The organism is Paraburkholderia sp. Cpub6 (assembly GCF_014201065.1).
Taxonomy (GTDB): domain Bacteria; phylum Pseudomonadota; class Gammaproteobacteria; order Burkholderiales; family Burkholderiaceae; genus Paraburkholderia; species Paraburkholderia tuberum.
In genome coordinates this window covers 51,493-67,750 of record NZ_JACHDM010000021.1, presented here as the reverse complement: position 1 = coordinate 67,750, position 16,258 = coordinate 51,493, and the positions used below count along the sequence as shown (strand labels likewise).

General features: G+C 59.2%; 18 protein-coding genes and 1 pseudogene. 11 read left to right on the top strand and 8 right to left on the bottom strand.

Features of this window, described 5'->3' with window-relative positions; all coding sequences use genetic code 11:
• Window positions 1-46 precede the first annotated feature (46 nt).
• The 5 genes from HDG33_RS27560 to HDG33_RS27540 form a co-directional block, all read right to left on the bottom strand.
• A complete protein-coding gene (locus HDG33_RS27560) occupies window positions 47-1,198 on the bottom strand; it encodes a glycosyltransferase (RefSeq protein WP_221311561.1) in 1,152 nt (383 codons plus the stop codon).
• 50 nt (window positions 1,199-1,248) lie between these two features.
• Window positions 1,249-2,118 carry a glycosyltransferase family 2 protein gene (locus HDG33_RS27555; RefSeq protein WP_184036578.1) on the bottom strand — a complete coding sequence of 290 codons (870 nt, stop codon included), beginning with the start codon at window positions 2,116-2,118 and terminating at the stop codon, window positions 1,249-1,251.
• Window positions 2,081-2,719, bottom strand: a complete 639-nt coding sequence (locus HDG33_RS27550) for a putative colanic acid biosynthesis acetyltransferase (RefSeq protein ID WP_221311560.1) — start codon at window positions 2,717-2,719, stop codon at window positions 2,081-2,083. The genes HDG33_RS27555 and HDG33_RS27550 overlap by 38 nt, the downstream gene beginning before the upstream one ends.
• A 66-nt stretch (window positions 2,720-2,785) precedes the next feature.
• Window positions 2,786-4,336, bottom strand: coding sequence for a GMC oxidoreductase (locus HDG33_RS27545; protein WP_184036575.1), 1,551 nt, complete (start codon window positions 4,334-4,336; stop codon window positions 2,786-2,788).
• Window positions 4,326-5,141, bottom strand: coding sequence for an aldo/keto reductase (locus tag HDG33_RS27540; RefSeq protein WP_184036572.1), 816 nt, complete (start codon window positions 5,139-5,141; stop codon window positions 4,326-4,328). The genes HDG33_RS27545 and HDG33_RS27540 overlap by 11 nt, the downstream gene beginning before the upstream one ends.
• A gap of 636 nt (window positions 5,142-5,777) precedes the next feature.
• On the opposite strand from HDG33_RS27540, the gene HDG33_RS27535 reads away from it, so the two are divergent.
• The 5 genes from HDG33_RS27535 to HDG33_RS27515 all read left to right on the top strand — a co-directional run bounded on the left by HDG33_RS27535 (window position 5,778) and on the right by HDG33_RS27515 (window position 9,020).
• Entirely contained in the window at window positions 5,778-7,031 is a 1,254-nt protein-coding gene (locus HDG33_RS27535; RefSeq protein ID WP_184036569.1) for a glycosyltransferase WbuB, read from the top strand.
• 93 nt (window positions 7,032-7,124) lie between these two features.
• Window positions 7,125-7,331 (top strand): hypothetical protein, encoded by a 207-nt coding sequence (locus HDG33_RS27530; protein ID WP_184036567.1) that lies wholly within the window; start codon window positions 7,125-7,127, stop codon window positions 7,329-7,331.
• A 267-nt stretch (window positions 7,332-7,598) separates the two neighbouring features.
• The gene (locus tag HDG33_RS27525; RefSeq protein WP_184036564.1) at window positions 7,599-7,772 is read left to right on the top strand and encodes a hypothetical protein; all 174 of its coding nucleotides are present in this window, start codon (window positions 7,599-7,601) and stop codon (window positions 7,770-7,772) included.
• Between the two features lie 10 nt (window positions 7,773-7,782).
• Window positions 7,783-7,971, top strand: a complete 189-nt coding sequence (locus tag HDG33_RS27520) for a hypothetical protein (RefSeq protein WP_184036561.1) — start codon at window positions 7,783-7,785, stop codon at window positions 7,969-7,971.
• Between the two features lie 143 nt (window positions 7,972-8,114).
• Entirely contained in the window at window positions 8,115-9,020 is a 906-nt protein-coding gene (locus HDG33_RS27515) for a helix-turn-helix domain-containing protein (RefSeq protein WP_311548386.1), read from the top strand.
• Window positions 9,021-9,418: 398 nt separating this feature from the next.
• Here the strand turns inward: HDG33_RS27515 and HDG33_RS27510 are convergent, their stop codons facing one another.
• The gene (locus HDG33_RS27510; RefSeq protein WP_184036717.1) at window positions 9,419-9,919 is read right to left on the bottom strand and encodes a transposase; all 501 of its coding nucleotides are present in this window, start codon (window positions 9,917-9,919) and stop codon (window positions 9,419-9,421) included.
• 356 nt (window positions 9,920-10,275) lie between these two features.
• Here HDG33_RS27510 and HDG33_RS27505 point away from each other — a divergent pair, with 356 nt between their 5' ends.
• Together HDG33_RS27505 and HDG33_RS27500 are read left to right on the top strand one after the other, a co-directional pair.
• The gene (locus tag HDG33_RS27505) at window positions 10,276-10,578 is read left to right on the top strand and encodes a helix-turn-helix transcriptional regulator (RefSeq protein WP_184036555.1); all 303 of its coding nucleotides are present in this window, start codon (window positions 10,276-10,278) and stop codon (window positions 10,576-10,578) included.
• An 83-nt stretch (window positions 10,579-10,661) separates the two neighbouring features.
• The gene (locus tag HDG33_RS27500) at window positions 10,662-11,720 is read left to right on the top strand and encodes an alkene reductase (RefSeq protein ID WP_184036552.1); all 1,059 of its coding nucleotides are present in this window, start codon (window positions 10,662-10,664) and stop codon (window positions 11,718-11,720) included.
• A 91-nt stretch (window positions 11,721-11,811) separates the two neighbouring features.
• Here the strand turns inward: HDG33_RS27500 and HDG33_RS27495 are convergent, their stop codons facing one another.
• Window positions 11,812-12,339 (bottom strand): GNAT family N-acetyltransferase, encoded by a 528-nt coding sequence (locus HDG33_RS27495; RefSeq protein WP_184036549.1) that lies wholly within the window; start codon window positions 12,337-12,339, stop codon window positions 11,812-11,814.
• Window positions 12,340-12,489: 150 nt separating this feature from the next.
• On the opposite strand from HDG33_RS27495, the gene HDG33_RS27490 reads away from it, so the two are divergent.
• The 4 genes from HDG33_RS27490 (at window position 12,490) to HDG33_RS27475 (ending at window position 15,735) form a co-directional block, all read left to right on the top strand.
• On the top strand, window positions 12,490-13,137 hold the full coding sequence (locus HDG33_RS27490) for a VTT domain-containing protein (RefSeq protein ID WP_184036546.1): 648 nt from the start codon (window positions 12,490-12,492) through the stop codon (window positions 13,135-13,137).
• 120 nt (window positions 13,138-13,257) lie between these two features.
• Window positions 13,258-13,710: a MarR family winged helix-turn-helix transcriptional regulator gene (locus HDG33_RS27485; RefSeq protein WP_184036519.1), complete on the top strand. Its 453-nt coding sequence runs from the start codon at window positions 13,258-13,260 to the stop codon at window positions 13,708-13,710.
• Window positions 13,711-13,755: 45 nt separating this feature from the next.
• Entirely contained in the window at window positions 13,756-14,334 is a 579-nt protein-coding gene (locus HDG33_RS27480; RefSeq protein WP_184036516.1) for an isochorismatase family protein, read from the top strand.
• 51 nt (window positions 14,335-14,385) lie between these two features.
• Window positions 14,386-15,735, top strand: a complete 1,350-nt coding sequence (locus HDG33_RS27475; protein ID WP_184036513.1) for an MFS transporter — start codon at window positions 14,386-14,388, stop codon at window positions 15,733-15,735.
• Window positions 15,736-15,775: 40 nt separating this feature from the next.
• On the opposite strand, the pseudogene HDG33_RS37605 reads toward HDG33_RS27475, so the two are convergent.
• Window positions 15,776-16,040, bottom strand: a pseudogene (locus HDG33_RS37605) (LysR family transcriptional regulator); the annotation flags it as partial.
• Window positions 16,041-16,258: the final 218 nt, after the last annotated feature.

Genomic DNA, 16,258 nt, shown 5'->3' with positions numbered 1-16,258 from the left:
CTTCCTGCGACAGCCATTCTGCACGCGTGTGTTAAAGCAGAAATGCTTACGCTACCTGCCTGCTCATCAACGCGATATAGTTCTGCGCGACTCTGGAGATATGAAACCGATTGTTGAAACACTGCTTTGCCGAACATTGCATCGCAACCTTCTCGTCGTCCGGCAGCATTGCCCATTGCGTCAGAAGGCGGGTGATACCCTCTCGCGTATCGTCGTCCACGAACCCGGCTCCATCGGCAACGACCTCTTGCCAGATTCCGACCTTGTCGGTCAAGAGCACCGGCACGCCGCACGCTAGTGCTTCGGCCACCACCACGCCGAAGTTTTCCTGATGCGAGGGCAAAACCATGACGTCGGCAGCGCGCAGCAGGGACCACTTGTGCGCCCCCGTTACCATGCCAGGCCAGCTAACACGATCCGCGATGCCGAGCCGCACGGCCTCGCGACGCAATCTCGCCCCGAGTCCATGATCATCGGGGCCTGCGACGACGAGGCGATAGTCGGTGCTCAAGTTCTGGAGATCGTGAAACGACTGGATTAGCAAGTCGCAGCCCTTCTTCTCGTGAATTCGCCCGAGAAAAAGGATAATCTTGCCCGGCGTCTCTAGCGAATGCCGCTGCGCAACGTCCAACGTTTCCGTCGAAGGTGGGGGTGCCGTGCCAATCATCATCATCAGCTCCTTCGCCCTGTACAGCGGAAACGCCAAGCGGGCCAGTTCGCGCTCACTGTCGGTGGTGAAGAGAACCCCCTTCGCATTGCCGATGACATGACGCTCCACAAATATCCAATAGACTAGCTTCTTGGCATGTTTCAACGGGCGGCCGATGTTGAACCATGGATCGAGCATGCCGTGCGGCATCACGAAATATGGGATCTTTTTCGGAAGAAGCGAGAGAACGGCCGCCGCGCTGTGGAACTGCCATATGCCGTCTACGATAATTGCATCGTACTGGTTCGCATGCTGTGTCAGCCACCCAACAAGCCTGAAGTTGAGCGCGTATTTGCCAGCGTGGTGGCCTAGCCTCACAACCAGATCGAAAACATTGTCGTCCGATTTGTCAGCATCAATAGATGAGTCAAGACAGACAATGTCGATAGTGTGTCCGGAAAGCCGGAGCTCCATCGCGAGCCGTTTGAGCGCCTCAGCAGGACCACCATATCTTCGCTCGATTGACGAGATAATGTGAAGGGTTCTCAAGGCGGGATCTCCGGCTGACACTGACATTCATCATAACGCGCATGCGCGGTTCAACTCTTCAATTCTTCGCTTAACGTAGGGCGATCGACTTGCGTTCTCGCCGCCCTCATCTTCTCCCTGACTTTCAAAACGATGAAGTACTCATAGACCGACTGCAGCGTCGCATACACCAAGCCAGGGTGTCCGTCGAGGAAGCCGCGACGAACGAAGTAAAGAAGAACGAACTTGATCACCGGGCGGCATGGAAGCTGGTAGAACAGGCGCTTTTGATGATAGCGGCGAGTCTGGAAATCGGCCGCAAACAGCGCCTTGTAAAAGCTGAACTTGTTGCCGTTCGCCTTATTGCGAAGGAACTGATCTGCTTCCAGCGAACTGTAGGCGTTATGCCGTGAAAGCCAGTGCGATAGCCCCTTGCTGAAAGGGAAGTGATCGAGATAGCCGTCGAGCCGGCCAGTCTTGCCATCCACCACGGTGACGGGATTGACGAGCCGTTCATAGTGGATATGCTGGGGCCTGAAAAGCCGAACGAAGTACGGGGAAGCCTGCACGTGCCTGAGCCACCTGTCATTGAAGAAGTCGCGGCGTCTAATCTGAAACGCCACCGCATCGCCGGCGTTCGAGACCGCCGTTTCAATCTCCGGTACGAGCAATGGGGGAACGCGCTCGTCGGCATCCAGATACAGCACCCATTCGTGCTTGAATGGGATGTTTTTCAATCCCCAGTTCTGGTGAGTGGACCAGTCGTCGAATGGTCTGGAGATCACGTTCGCGCATACCGAGCGAGCGTACGCGACGGTCCCGTCTGTGCTGAGCGAATCAAATACGTGGATGTCGTCGGACCACCCGATGACGGTCTCAAGACAACCAGGCAAATCCTGTTCTTCATTCTTCGTCAGCACTAGTACAGACACTTTGCTCATTGGGCTCTCCGTGCTTGACTCTAAGAGAAATCTTCCTTGCTGGCATGCCGGCATACACAGTCCACTCATCCAGCAGACTCCGCGTTACCACTGATCGCGCGCCTACAACCGCTCCCGGCGCGATATGAATGCCAGGGCAAACGAAGACTTCAGCGCACACCCACGCGTCCGATCCCACAATAATCGGCTTTGCCGTTAGCTGAAACGTCGGATGGTTGTAGTCGTGACTTCCTGTACAGAGCTGCGCGCCCTGCGATATCGTGCAACGCTCACCTAACGTGATGCGTTCGATGGAATACAAGTTCACTCCATTGGCAACGCCTGTAAAGTCGCCGATCGAAAGATTCCATGGCGCCCAGATGCGCACACGCGGATAGACGTGAACACCTGCGCCTATAGTGGCCCCGAATAGTCGCAGAATCCAGCGACGCCACGCATGAAAGACACGCGGCGTCGGCACGAAGAAAACGATGTAGATGACGCCCCAAAGAACCCTCAGAAATCTGTTCGACAACGAAAATGAAGGTCCCTGTCTCGAATTCACGCCTTTCAGGATGATGCTGGGATGAACGCCTTCCCGGTTGATTGCATCTTTAGGCATAGACTCCTCTCTCAACGGACCATCGTAGCGTCCACACGGCTCAATACCCGCGGTTGGCGGAAAGCATCAAGCTTTTGGCGGCGTGCTGCCGGTAGCGTGCTGATTGACACATCGCATCCCCAGCAGCAGGAGCATCATAGTCGGATTCGCCCCACCTCCCGTCGGCAAGACTGACGTGGCAAGCAGTTGGACATTCGCGACACCGAAGAGGTTGAGGTTTTTGTCCACCACGCCATCGGCGGGGCAAGCACCCATGCGAGTCGAACCTGTCGGATGGAAGATGCCTTCTGCGTTATCGATGTTGGCCCAGATTTGCTGTGGCTCGATCGATTTCCATACGCCAAGCGAGGCGAATTTGCTCGTTCTCCAGGTTCTTTTAAATAGTTCCGATGTCTCGATTACGTTTTCTTTGTCTTCCGTGGACAACCTCCAGTTGATCTCAGCGAGTGGCAAGCCGAAGCGGTCGCAGCACGTATCGCTGAGAGTGATACGATTGTTGGGAGATGGAAGCTGCTCAACCACCGCATGGACAATCAGGCGCGAGTGGGCGGGAAACAGTAGACGTTTGTTCACGAGCCTCCACCACATGGCGCGCGCAAGCCAGGGGGTATTCGCAATCAAATCGAACATCACTCGTGGCGGCGGTGACTTACGACGCTGTACATTCCGGAATATCTCCCGTAGCACATCAAAGCCACCGGGTTTCTCAACCTCGAACCCGATGTGGCAGAAACCTGGCGGCAGATGCCGCCGCGCCTCCGCTTGTGGCGCTAGCTCGAAACGAATATTGCGCATTGAACCGGCGGCGCCGAATCGAAAGCCGACGATCTTGTTTAGCAAAGCGCTTTCGGAGGCGACGATTTCCGCTACTTCTGCGGAAATATGATCCGTGAAGTTATGACCGAGCGCAGACGTAAGGGCGGAGACGGCTCCATTGTTCTGACGGTCGATTAGCAATGCCAGACGGGTTGTTTCGATCGCGCCAGCGGCGACGATGAGCTTCCTCCCCGAAATAGCTAGCCTGTCACCATTTTGCGATACCGCTTCCAGTCGGACGCCTTCAGACTGAGTTTTGATTTTGACGACATGAGCATTCAACCAGACCTGAAGGTTGGCTGCCGCGGCGACGTCAGCGTCCAACAACGCCGCCACATTGCGCTTCCGGAATTCTGGCCACTTGGCGAGACGATTGACATGGGTCCCACCGAGTTCGAACGGAAAGGAGACGTCGGAATACGGGCCCGGTTCCAGGGAGAATAGCCGCTCGACGTCACCGATGAAAGGGGTTAGTTCATCGAGTGAGATCGGCCAGTGGGCATTGCAGAGATCAGAGTTTTGGAAGGGAATGAGGGCACCGCCCCATCGCATCGAGGTACCGCCCAGGCATCGGAAACGTCCGTGCGAGGCACCCTTGTAGAACATCCCCTGCTGGACGACTTCATTGAGCGGATGCGTGTCCTCTTCCTGGCGCAATCCGCCGGTTTCCAGGCAGATGACGGTTGCGCCTGTCTTCCGCGCCAGTAGTACGCTGATCGGTAGGCCGACGGTTCCCGCGCCGATGACTATGAAATCGGCTGCCCGCGAAATCGCGCCCTGCCCGCCCAGGTCATTTAGCATCGGCCGTTTCCTCCACGAGCCGGGCATATTGCTGCAGCCTGGCCAACTGCTTCGTGCTCACGATGATTGCGCCATTGGTATTGCGAAGTAGTGCCCGACGCAGAACCTCTGTCACGGACAGCGGCGACCCCTCCTTGCGGGACGCGGAGACATAACCATAAGTGATCTGGAAGGGCTTGCGGTAGCAGGTCAGTACGTCAGCCTCGCGACCGGTGAGACTGTCGTGGACCTGAATGAAACGGGTCAGTTCGGAGCCGGCAGCGAGGAACGGTTCGACCTTATCCGTAGTTAGCGCGAGGCCGAAAGTACGGACCGTTCCGTCGCGTAGGAGACTCTCGAGCCATTTCAACCATTCATCAGTATTGAGCAGGGAAAGTTCAGGCTCGTGCAGCGCGTAGATGTCGATAGAGTCACGCTTCAGACGACGCAAACTGCCCTCGAGTGTTCTCTTCGCTCGGGCGACTGAGAAATCCACCGTTGGACCGGAGATGGTCTTTATGAAGCGCCCTGTCGCCTTGCGAACAAAAACAGCGGCCCCGCTTTGCTCCTCGCCGCCGGGCGAATAGATACCGACTTTGGTGGTGACAGTGACCTCCGGTCGTGCTTTGAGAACGTGGCCAAGATCGCGCTCGGCCAAGCCAAATCCATAGTAGGGGGCCGTGTCGAAATGGGTGAACCCGGCGTCCACCGCAGAGAATAATAGTCGTCGCCTTGCTTTTTCGGAGCCACTGTTGAAAAGACTGGCGGTGCCGAATATGAATCGAGAAAGTACGATGGGAGTCCCGGTCAACTGAACGCTTTGCACGATTAGCTCCCGCTAAATGCTCGTCAAGACCGCGCCTTGAATTGAATGACGAGAATGTTCTACCGACGATCAGCGTTACCGCGGCGATAAGACGTCAGTTCCTTAGTAAGGTCTGTGCGTAGTCCGCCAGATTAACCGTGTCAGTATCCATGGCATGGTTGTACGAACTCTCCGTCAAGGCCGCTGTATACCGAGCACTGGATGGGTTAGCACAGCGTGCTCACGCGATCGCATGTGGCGAACTTGAATCTCGTCGACGTGAAAAGAATATAAGCGCCGCGCCCTGACGCCCCCGGTCAAGACGGAAATTGGCAAGAAGTTGTCGGCTTTCGCCCACCGCGAGTGGGAAGAGACCGGCACCAGGCCTCCTGCGCCCACACGACTAGCGATCATATGTCCTGGCTGGCGAAGCCCATCTAGGCGAGGCACGACAAGCATTTGTCCGACCGGGCAGTTGGATATCTGCGATCTTCGAATCAGGAAGGCGAACGCGCAGCTTTGACACAACGCGAATACGAATGCGACTGCGAGCAAGCCACGGAACGATAGCCTCCATCAGAGTCCGAACGCATGGGTCGTACATTCCCGTGCCCAACGCAGACTTGATCTTCTTATTCCCAAGATGTGGATTGCTCAATGAAAGTGCTGATAATCTCGCTCAACTATGCCCCAGAGGTGACAGGGGTGGGAAAATACTCCGCGGAGCTTGCGGAATGGCTCGCATTACAGGGGCACACGATACGCGTGATAACCGCGTCTCCATACTATCCTGAGTGGCGCATCAAGGCTGGCTATAACGCGTTGACGTACTCGACTGAGCAAATCAACAACGTTTCCGTCATACGCGTTCCCTTCTGGTGCCCCAAGCGCCCGTCGGGTCTGAAGCGCGTGCTACATCTGATGAGCTTCGCGGTTTTCGCGAGTCCGGCCGCCCTATGGCAGATCGCGTGGCGTCCACACGCCGTGTGGCTCGTAGAGCCACCTTTGTTCGCGTCTCCCGTCGCGTTGTTCGCCGCCCGCGTCGCCAGCGCCTCATGTTGGCTTCATGTACAGGACTACGAAGTCGACGCAGCGTTTCGACTGGGCATACTGAAAGGCCATGTCGCAAGAAAGCTGGCTTTGCGCGTGGAAAGATGGTTGATGTCACGCGCCGACGTCGTCTCGACACCCTCCGCAGCGATGACACGGCTCGCCGTGCAGAAGGGGGTCTCCTCGGAAAAAGCTTTCACCTTTCCCAACTGGGTCGATACTCAACACGCGCATCCAAACAGCACGGACAACCCCTATCGCGCACAGCTCACCATCGGCCACGGAGCGCTGGTCGTCCTCTACTCAGGCAATCTCGGACTCAAGCAAGGTCTGGAAATCATTGTCGACGCTGCAAAGCTTCTCACGTGGCGCGCGGACATCATGTTCCTGATTTGTGGCGCTGGACCAGCAAAAGATGTCCTGCTCGAAAAGGCCCGTGACGTACCGAACGTCAAGTTTCTCGGGCTGCAACCTAAAGAGCGGTTCAATGAATTGCTATCGCTTGCGGACATACACGTCCTTCCACAGCTTGCGGGCGCCGCGGATCTCGTCATGCCTTCGAAGCTTGGCCCAATGCTGTCGAGCAGCCGACCGGTAATTGCGACTGCAAATGAAGGTACCGAGTTATGGAGCGTCATCAACTCGGTCGGCGTCGCAGTCGAGCCCGGCTCTTTCACGGCATTGTCACACGCCATCCTTCGTCTCGCCGACGACCCGTCGCTTCGTGAGCGCCTTGGCACCCTCGGACGGCAATACGCCGCATCCAATTTCTCGAAAGAAACGATTCTTCTCCAGTTTGAGGCACGGCTTCGCAGCTCAGTTCTCGGCAAACGAGACCTCGGAGACCGCGCGACAACGTAGGCCCACTTAACAGTCTTCGGATCCGGTGCTAGCGAAAATGAGCGAGATCCAGCTTGCTTCGTAAGCCTCACAAGGTATCCTCAGGAGGCAGGGATGAATTCAGAAGGGCTTAGTGCTGACCTTCCCGTAGACTGGACGGATGAGGAGTCGGAGTTCTTTATGCGTGCAGTGGAGGCGATCGCAGTGGCCTACAAAGAACAGACCATCACGCTTGAAGAGGCCGGAGACCGGATTTGTATGGTTGCGGTCACGAGACTCGGTGAAGCCATGGGCATGAATGATTCAATTAGCCGGGACTAGATCTGAAGCGGCTTCGCCTTGCAGCGCTTTTCGTCCACCCAGACGTCAACACCTGGACTTTTGCCGGCCTTCCCTACTAATTCACCAAGGTATGCGGCCAGTTGAACGCGCCGTAGTTTCATTAAGTCAAAACTTAGCCCTGTCCGGCCGATAAAGGTCGAAAGTAATTGGTGGGATTTTTTTTCACGCGGTAAGTTATGGCGTGTAACGATATTTACATGGCACAACTTCTCATTATCTCGCCAGTTTATCTTCAAGGTCTACTATATGAAGAATACGCTTGAAGCAGGAATACCGATATATGGGAACCTCGCTGATTCTCATCAGGCGCAGACTCACGATATCGTTATACGAAACGGAAAGTCGATGCTTGTTATTACTATTTTCTTTCTGATTACCGGGGTTGCTGCCCATATTGCAGTGACGCCTCCGCTATTTTGAAGCGGACACCTTGCATCTCGACATTGAGGCAAGGCCGCTGCATTTTCCGCTGACAGTCGTTTTTATCGCGCGCCGCGACCTGGATGCCGGGCTTGCATCACCGCCCTTCGGCAACGTATTTTTCTCGCCTGAAACCTTGTCGATTAAAACGACAAGGATAAATCTGAAAACGCGAGAATCAAGTCCGACGACACATTGAAATCCTGTCTTCTTTCTGTGTGACGAATAGAAACCTGCCGAACTGGAGGCCGCATGACGCCAATCTTATCTGACGCGCTAGCACCACTTGATTGTCCGAGACAGGACATTCGGTCTGTTCAGTGTTCGACAATCGTGAAGCACGTGGCGATTATTTTGTATGACGGATTTTCGTTGCTGGACGCCGGTACGCTCGCCGAAGCTCTGCATGTCGCTAATGAATTACAATCTCAAAGTTCGAATCATTCCGTGACATATCGCGTGAACCTCATCTCGGCTGGCGGTGGAGGGGTTGCGTGCTCGTCATCGATGATGGTTTGGACAGAGCATTTTTCCACGCGCGATTTCGATCGTCTCGACAACCTCTTCATTCCCAGCGGAAGTGGTGTCGCGCACGCCTCCGTCGACGACAACCTCATTGATCTGTTGCGACTGGTTTGTGCAAGAGGCGTCCGTGTCACCGCGATCGGGAATGGGCACATGGTTTTGTCGGCTGCCGGCATGGCGCGGTGCGATTGGCCTTCGATGAAGCATGATATCCGTCTCCGATCGTTATCCGCGAGCGCTGCGGAGCATGATCGCGATCAGGCTTTGGTGACCTCGCTCGCACTGCTCAGGATGGATCTGGGAGCGGAGTTGGCGGCGCGCGTGGCGGACCGTCTCGGTTCGGATAGCGGGCGTACATTAGCCCCCGCGTTCGAAGAGATGGATGCAAAGACGCTCGCCGAGAAAGCACGTGCGTCGGCGCGTTGGATCGTCCAGAACTGCGCGAAGCCCATATCGGTGGGCGATGCGGCGCGCACGTCTTCGATGAGCGAGCGCAATTTCCTGCGTCTGTTCAAACGGGAGCTCGGTGTTACGCCTTCAAAGTACCTTCTTGGTGCGCGGCTCGATCTTACGTGCAAGCTGCTAGCCAACAGCGATCTTCCGGTGGACAAGATCGCTCGTAGAACCGGTCTTAGCAACGGAGAGAGACTGTCGAAGCTTTTCCGTAAAGAGCTCTCGATGTCGCCTACTGAGTTCCGGACGCAGAGTCGACGAAAGAGTTGACGTACGAACAGCAATCCAGGTGCGCAAGTGGGGAGTCACGTCAAGCGCACCGGTGAACCGCCCCGGGAATCGTGGAGGCTGGTTGGTTTAAGTTAATGCGAGTTCGGCGACCGTTGTTTCAAGTTGCCGATAGTAGTTCGTATATGAACGTCTCCCGTTTGAGCAAGCTCTCTTGTGCGTAGACGGACAGGATGGGTTACAGCTGTATATCAGCCTTGCTGCAGCTGGTTCTTCCGCTGCGGGCCACTATGGAATCCGCTGACCCGCACCTCATTTTTCTCACGAGCTCGGAGCTCCTGCAGCCATTCAGGTTTAGCGAATCACGGTCCGACCTGTGTTGCCATCACTCTCGATTCCCAACGCAACCTTCGACGCTCCACTTCAACAGGGTCAATTTCTTACGAGACGTTTCCCACTTCCGCTGGATGTATGCTCACGTATCCCTTCTCGAACGGACGATCATTGGCTAGTACCGCCCAGATCGTCCGCGCCATTCTGTTTGCCAGTGCGACAATCACCACGTTCGGATGCCGCCGCTTTTTCAGCTGCTCGACCCACGCGCCTGGTTCTTTCGCATTTATCAACACACTGCGTGCACCGTGGATTAGCAGCGTTCGCAAATATGTGTCGCCGCGCGTCTTGTTTCGGATGTTGAATGCCTTCACGAATTCTCCTGGCATCAACTTGACTTGATGGCCCATCTTCACCAGTGTCCGCGCCCAGTGGTGCGCACCACCGCACGCTTCCGTGCCGATAAGGCAAGGCAACCGGTTCGCAAAATGTTCGAGTAACGCCGCACGTTTGATTGGTTTGTTCACGATCTCGCCCGTGTCCTCGTCCACGTAGTGCACCTGAAAGACCGTCTTTGCAATATCGATTCCAACTGGCGTCAGCTTCATCTCGGCCTCTCCGGTTTGCCTTTGAACATCCACATAATCTTGCACCATGAGCATGCCCATGCCATAGGTCCGTGAAAGTCGACCTTGGTTACCTGCGAAATTCCTACCATTTCCTCAAGGGGGGGGCGCCCATACGATTTTTCTCAAAAGTGGGCGCCTCCACCAAATCCGGGGCGGTTCAGTTTAGAGCGGTGCTCCGAAAATGCGGACTTTCTGTATGTCGATACCTATCGCCCCATCCGCAGTAGTGTTTTTATCCATATCGTTAAGTTCCGATATATGATTCGTTCTGTAGCGATGCATGTCGCGCACGCCATGCGGCGTGCCGGTTGCCGAATCACCTGAAAACCATCCACATGACGCCCGATTTCGACGCGATCCACAAAGCGCTGGCCAACCCGGTCCGCCGGGAGATTCTCGGCTGGCTGCGTGAGCCGTACGCGCATTTTGCCGATCAGGAGTTGCCGCTCGACCACGGCGTGTGCGCGGGCAAGATCGACTCGCGCTGTGGTCTGTCGCAGTCCACCGTGTCGGCGCACCTGGCCGCGTTGCAGCGCGCGGGGCTCGTCACGTCGAAACGGGTTGGTCAATGGGTGTTTTTCAAACGCAACGAGCCCGTCATTCAGGCGTTCCTCGAATACATGAACGCGAAGCTCTGAGCGCCGCATTCGCATCGCCGCGCTTCCTTTTTCACGCAGTTTTTTGAGGCTCGGGCCTTGCCCGCCGCCAAAGGTGAACTCTTATGCCGACTCTTTTCGATCCGCTGCAAATTGGCGATATCACGCTGCCGAACCGCATCATCATGGCGCCGCTCACGCGTCAGCGCGCCGAGGAAATCCGCGTGCCGAACGCGTTGATGGCGCGCTACTACGCCGAGCGCGCGAGCGCCGGTCTGATCCTCAGCGAAGCGACATCGGTCACGCCGCAAGGCGTCGGCTACGCCGAAACGCCGGGCATCTGGTCGCAGGAGCAGGTCGAAGGCTGGAAGCTCGTCACGCAGGCCGTGCACGACGCGGGCGGCAAAATCTTCCTGCAGCTCTGGCACGTCGGCCGTATTTCGGATCCGGTGTTCCTGAACGGCGAGCTGCCGGTCGCGCCGAGCGCGATCGCGGCGGGTGGTCACGTGAGCCTCGTGCGTCCCGAGCGTCCGTTCGTGACGCCGCGCGCGCTCGAGCTCGATGAAATCGCCGGTGTCGTCGAAGCGTTCCGCAAGGGCGCGGAAAACGCCAAGGCCGCGGGCTTCGATGGCGTCGAAGTGCACGGCGCGAACGGCTATCTGCTCGACCAGTTCCTGCAGGACAGCACCAACAAGCGTACCGATGCCTACGGCGGCCCGATCGAAAACCGCGCGCGTCTGCTGCTCGAAGTCACCGACGCGTGCATCAGCGTGTGGGGCGCAAACCGCGTCGGCGTGCATCTCGCGCCGCGCCGCGACGCGCACACGATGGGCGATTCCGATCCGGCCGCAACGTTCGGCTATGTCGCGCGCGAACTCGGCAAGCGCAAGATCGCGTTTATCGCGGCACGTGAAGCGCTCGGCGACGACCGCCTCGGCCCGCAGTTGAAGGAAGCGTTCGGCGGCCCGTATATCGCGAACGAGAAGTTCACCAGGGAAAGCGCGCAGCAGGTGCTCGACGCCGGTGAAGCGGATGCGGTGGCCTGGGGTCAGCTGTTCATCGCGAATCCGGATCTGGTGCGCCGCTTCGCTGAAGATGCGCCGCTGAACAAGCCGGTCCCGGCGACGTACTATGCGCGCGGCGAAGTCGGCTACACCGATTATCCGGCGCTCGAAACGGTGTAATCGGTAGCGACAGCGGGCTCATGTCCGCTGTATGAAATGACAAAGCGGCGGGCGTAACTGAATTCCAGTCACGCCCGCCGCTTTTTGTGCGCTAGACAAGCTCGCGCCGCATAAACACCCGCTTCGATTCATCGAGTCCGCGCGCGATATGCGCGTCGCGCCGAGCGAGCAACGCCGCGTCGAGCTCCGACGTGTCGAGATCGCGAAATCCGAGCCGCCGGTAATACGGCGCATTCCACGGCACGTCGCGATACGTCGACAGCACCAGCTGTGTCACTTGTCGCGCGCGCGCGATTCGCGCGACCTCTTCGATCAACGCCGCGCCGATGCGCCTGCCCGCGTGCGAGCTCAGCACATCGAGTTCCTGAACGTAGATGCGCGTCGGCTGCGGCTCGAACATCACGAAGCCCGCGCAGATCGTCTGCTGGTCGAGCGCGACGATGATCTCGCGCGCCTCGATCTTGCGCTCGACGACCTCGCGCGCCATGGGCGGCGCGTCGGCAATCCCGGTCATGCCGACGCTGACGAAACGCATGCCCGCTTCGAATTCGATGGCACGAATCGTTTCGGCATCGTGCAAAGCGGCAAATCGGAAGGTGATGGCGGAATCGTGCGACATGGCGTTGCGTCCGATGAAGACCGCCCGAGTTTGACATCGGCACCGCGACATCGACAAGCGGCATATGGCATAAACTCGCGCAAGCGCCCTGCACGCCCGCTCGCGGGACTACACTCGTCACATCCGAACGCCACCCGAGGCCATGCCAAGATGAACCTGATGAACGTGCTGCAGATCGCGCTGCACCTCGACCAGCACCTGAGCGCGCTGATCGTGCAGTTCGGCACGGCAATCTACGCACTGCTGTTTGTCGTCGTGTTCGTCGAATACGGTTTTCTGCCGCTGTTCTTTCTGCCCGGCGATCCGCTGATCTTCATCTGCGGCGCGCTCGCGGCCACCGGCGCGTTGAACGTGTGGATCATCGCGCCCGTGCTGTTCGTCGCGACGGTGGCCGGCAGCAGCGTCGGGTACGCGATCGGCCATGCGGTCGGCGACAAGGTCTATACCCGCAACTACTACTGGCTCAATCGCGATGCGCTGCGCCGCGCCCACGTGTTCAGCGAGACGCGCGGCCGCCTGACCTTCCTGCTGTCGCCGTACATCGCCGTGGTGCGCACGTTCGCACCGTTCGCCGCGGGCGTGTCGCGCATGACGTTCTCGCGCTTCGTCACGTTCGTCACCGCGGGCGCGGCGCTGTGGGTCGTCTCGCTGATCGCGGGCGGCTATCTGTTCGGCAATGTGCCGGTGGTGCGCGAGCATCTGAGTTCGCTGGTGTTGCTAGGCCTCGCGCTCGGCGGTGCGATGCTCGTCGGCGGAGCGGTATGGCGCTTTTTCAACCGGCGCGTGCGGGCGCGCTGAGGCCATCGCGGCGACGTCCCGGCGTACAGCCTCCCGCCACCTCGAAACTTGACCCGGGCGAGATACGAAGGTAACCTTATCAGGAAACCTTCACATCATGTCATCGCACGAGTTCACCGCATGACCCAATCCCCTCCCGCAGTTACGCCGGAAGAACTTCATACGCTCGCCGAAGATCTGCGCGTGCTGACGGGCAAGCTGCGCCGGCGTCTGCGCGAAGAGTCGCATGTCGGGGACTTCACGCCGTCGCAGGTGCAGGTGCTGAACTTGCTGGAACGCGAAGGCCCGGCCACCGTCACCTCGCTCGCGCGTGCGCACGGCATGCGGCCGCAGTCGATGGGAGAAACGCTCGCGGTACTGAAAGCCGCGGGGCTCGTCAGCGGCACGCCCGATCCTAACGATGGACGGCAGACGGTTCTGTCGCTGACACCCTCCTTTCGCAAGAAGGTGAAGGCAAGCCGCGCGGCACGCGAAGACTGGCTGTACCGCACGATTCAAACGCGTTTCACGGCAGCCGAACAGCAACAACTCGCGACGGGCGTCGATCTGCTGAAACGCCTCGTCGATTTGTAACTCGCAATTCGCGCACACGCGTCTCGCCACTCGCAGGAGCACTTCATGGCACTCACTACTCTCGACGCCAAAACCGCACTGGTCGTCGTCGACCTGCAGCGCGGCATCGTCGCGCTGCCCACCGCCCCCCATCCGGCCAGCGAAATCGTCGAACGCTCGGTTACGCTGCTCGATGCGTTCCGCCGCCACGGCCTGCCCGTCGTGCTCGTGAACGTCACCGCCGGCGCACCGGGCCGCACCGACCAGGGTCGCCACTCCGCCGACTTCCCGCCCGGCTTCGCCGACCTTCTGCCCGAACTGAAGCAGCAGCCGTCGGACCATCTGGTCACGAAGCGCACGTGGGGCGCCTTCACGAACACGGACCTGGCCGCGTATCTGCAACAGCAAGGCGTCACGCAAGTGGTGCTCGTCGGTGTCGCGACCAGCATCGGCGTCGAATCGACCGCGCGCTTCGCGAGCGAGGCGGGCCTGAACGTCACGCTCGTCGTCGACGCGATGACCGATCTGAACGCCGACGCGCACACCAACAGCATCACGCGCATCTTCCCGCGCCTCGGCGAAACCGGCACGACGCGGGAAGTGCTCGATCTGCTCGAACGTTCGCGCGCTGAAAGCCCGAATTGAAGCGGGCCGCTACCCGCATGCGGCCCACCCCGCGTTGAGGAAACCCCTGCCGTGAGCACCACGTTCCGTTCGCTGCGCATATTCAACTATCGTGTCTGGGCGAGCGGCGCGATCGTCTCGAACATCGGCACATGGATGCAGCGCACGGCGCAGGACTGGCTCGTGCTCACCGAGCTTACGCATCACAACGCGACGGCGGTGGGCATCGTGATGTCGCTGCAGTTCGGACCGCAGATGCTGTTGCTGCCGCTCACCGGCTACGCGGCCGATCACTTCGACCGCCGCAAGCTGCTGTTCGCGACCCAGGCCGCAATGGGTACGCTGGCGCTCGCGCTCGGTCTGCTCACGGTCACGGGGCTCGTGCAGCTATGGCAGGTCTACGTATTCGCGGGCCTGCTCGGCTGCGTGACCGCGTTCGATTCCCCCGCACGCCAAACCTTCGTATCCGACCTCGTCGGCGAACGCGATCTCGCGAATGCCGTCGCGCTGAACTCCACGTCGTTCAACGCCGCGCGCATGCTCGGGCCAGCGGTCGCGGGTCTGTTGATCGCGTCGGTGGGCAGTGGCTGGGTGTTTCTGATCAACGCGCTTTCGTTCGTCGCCGTGCTCGGTGCACTGCGCATGCTGCGGCTGGACCAGTTACATATCAAGCCGCGCAATGTGCGCTCGCGCGGCAGCTTCGTCGAAGGCTTCAAATATGTCTGGACACGCCCCGATCTGAAGGCGGCGCTCCTGATGCTGTTCCTGATTGGCACCTTCGGCCTGAACTTCCCGATCTTCATCTCGACGATGTCCGTCACCGCGTTCCGTGCGGGCGCGGGCGAGTACGGCGTGCTCAGCTCGACGATGGCGATTGGCTCGGTCACCGGCGCTCTGCTCGCCGCGCGCCGCGCGCGGCCCACCATGGGGCTGCTGCTCGGCGCCGGCGCGATGTTCGGCGTCGGCTGCACGGCGGCTGCGCTGATGCCGAACTACGTGCTGTTCGGCATCGTGCTGATCGCGATCGGCGTGTCGACGCAGACCTTCACCACCTCGACCAATAGCCTCGTGCAACTGACCACCGAACCGGCCATGCGCGGCCGCGTGATCGCGATCCTGCTCGCGATCGCGCTCGGCGGCACACCGCTCGGCGCGCCGGTGGTCGGCTGGGTCGCCGACCGTTTCGGGCCGCGCTGGGCGCTCGGCGTCGGCGCTGCATCGGGCTTCGGCGCCGCGCTCGTCGGACTGGTCTATCTGATGCGATACCGGCAACTGCGTTTCTATCGCGAAGGCTGGCGCCTGCGTTACAGCATCGAAGATCCGCGGCCCGTCACGGCCACCGCGGTCATTCCCGACTCCGTAACGACGGTTCAGCGTAGCGAGTTGGACGAGGCGGAAGAGGATACGGCTCCGAGCGTGTAAAAGCGCAAGCGTGTGAGCACCGGATCCAGGCAGGCGCAGCTCAGAGTCCGCCCACGCCGCGCGTCGCCAGTGCACACGGTCCGTGCGTCAGCTGCTCCCCGAGAAACTCGATGCACACCTGAATCCGCGCCGACGACGACAAACGCTCGGCCGTCACCGCGCACACTCCCGTATCCCTCCTTCGCCCACTGCACGACGATGTCGCTCAGATTCGACGCGACCGTGCCCGTCACCTTCACGCTCCTTTCGCCATGCCGCCCGCTCAGGCGCCAGACCCCGAAGCGGTCGGCGCGGCCGCGAAACAGTGGGGCAAGGGGCAGTCGTTTGAAGCCGGTTTGAATGCAATGCCCGGCGCACTCAGGCCGTGGTTAACCCGAAGTGCGCCGCGCCAGCTCGTGACACACGTCGATCCGTCCCGTTGTGCCGCACCGCGGCAACGAGACCAGGAAAATCCTGGCTTGCGCGGCGCCCGTTTAAGGGCGCCAATGATTCAGCCGTAGAAGCTGACAAAAACATTTCCCAT

Coding starts and splice junctions, on each gene's coding strand:
- HDG33_RS27555 (WP_184036578.1), bottom strand. CDS start 2,118: ATGAGCAAAGTGTCTGTACTAGTGCTGACGAAGAATGAAGAACAGGAT.
- HDG33_RS27550 (WP_221311560.1), bottom strand. CDS start 2,719: ATGCCTAAAGATGCAATCAACCGGGAAGGCGTTCATCCCAGCATCATC.
- HDG33_RS27545 (WP_184036575.1), bottom strand. CDS start 4,336: ATGCTAAATGACCTGGGCGGGCAGGGCGCGATTTCGCGGGCAGCCGAT.
- HDG33_RS27535 (WP_184036569.1), top strand. CDS start 5,778: ATGAAAGTGCTGATAATCTCGCTCAACTATGCCCCAGAGGTGACAGGG.
- HDG33_RS27530 (WP_184036567.1), top strand. CDS start 7,125: ATGAATTCAGAAGGGCTTAGTGCTGACCTTCCCGTAGACTGGACGGAT.
- HDG33_RS27525 (WP_184036564.1), top strand. CDS start 7,599: ATGAAGAATACGCTTGAAGCAGGAATACCGATATATGGGAACCTCGCT.
- HDG33_RS27510 (WP_184036717.1), bottom strand. CDS start 9,919: ATGAAGCTGACGCCAGTTGGAATCGATATTGCAAAGACGGTCTTTCAG.
- HDG33_RS27505 (WP_184036555.1), top strand. CDS start 10,276: ATGACGCCCGATTTCGACGCGATCCACAAAGCGCTGGCCAACCCGGTC.
- HDG33_RS27500 (WP_184036552.1), top strand. CDS start 10,662: ATGCCGACTCTTTTCGATCCGCTGCAAATTGGCGATATCACGCTGCCG.
- HDG33_RS27495 (WP_184036549.1), bottom strand. CDS start 12,339: ATGTCGCACGATTCCGCCATCACCTTCCGATTTGCCGCTTTGCACGAT.
- HDG33_RS27490 (WP_184036546.1), top strand. CDS start 12,490: ATGAACCTGATGAACGTGCTGCAGATCGCGCTGCACCTCGACCAGCAC.
- HDG33_RS27485 (WP_184036519.1), top strand. CDS start 13,258: ATGACCCAATCCCCTCCCGCAGTTACGCCGGAAGAACTTCATACGCTC.
- HDG33_RS27480 (WP_184036516.1), top strand. CDS start 13,756: ATGGCACTCACTACTCTCGACGCCAAAACCGCACTGGTCGTCGTCGAC.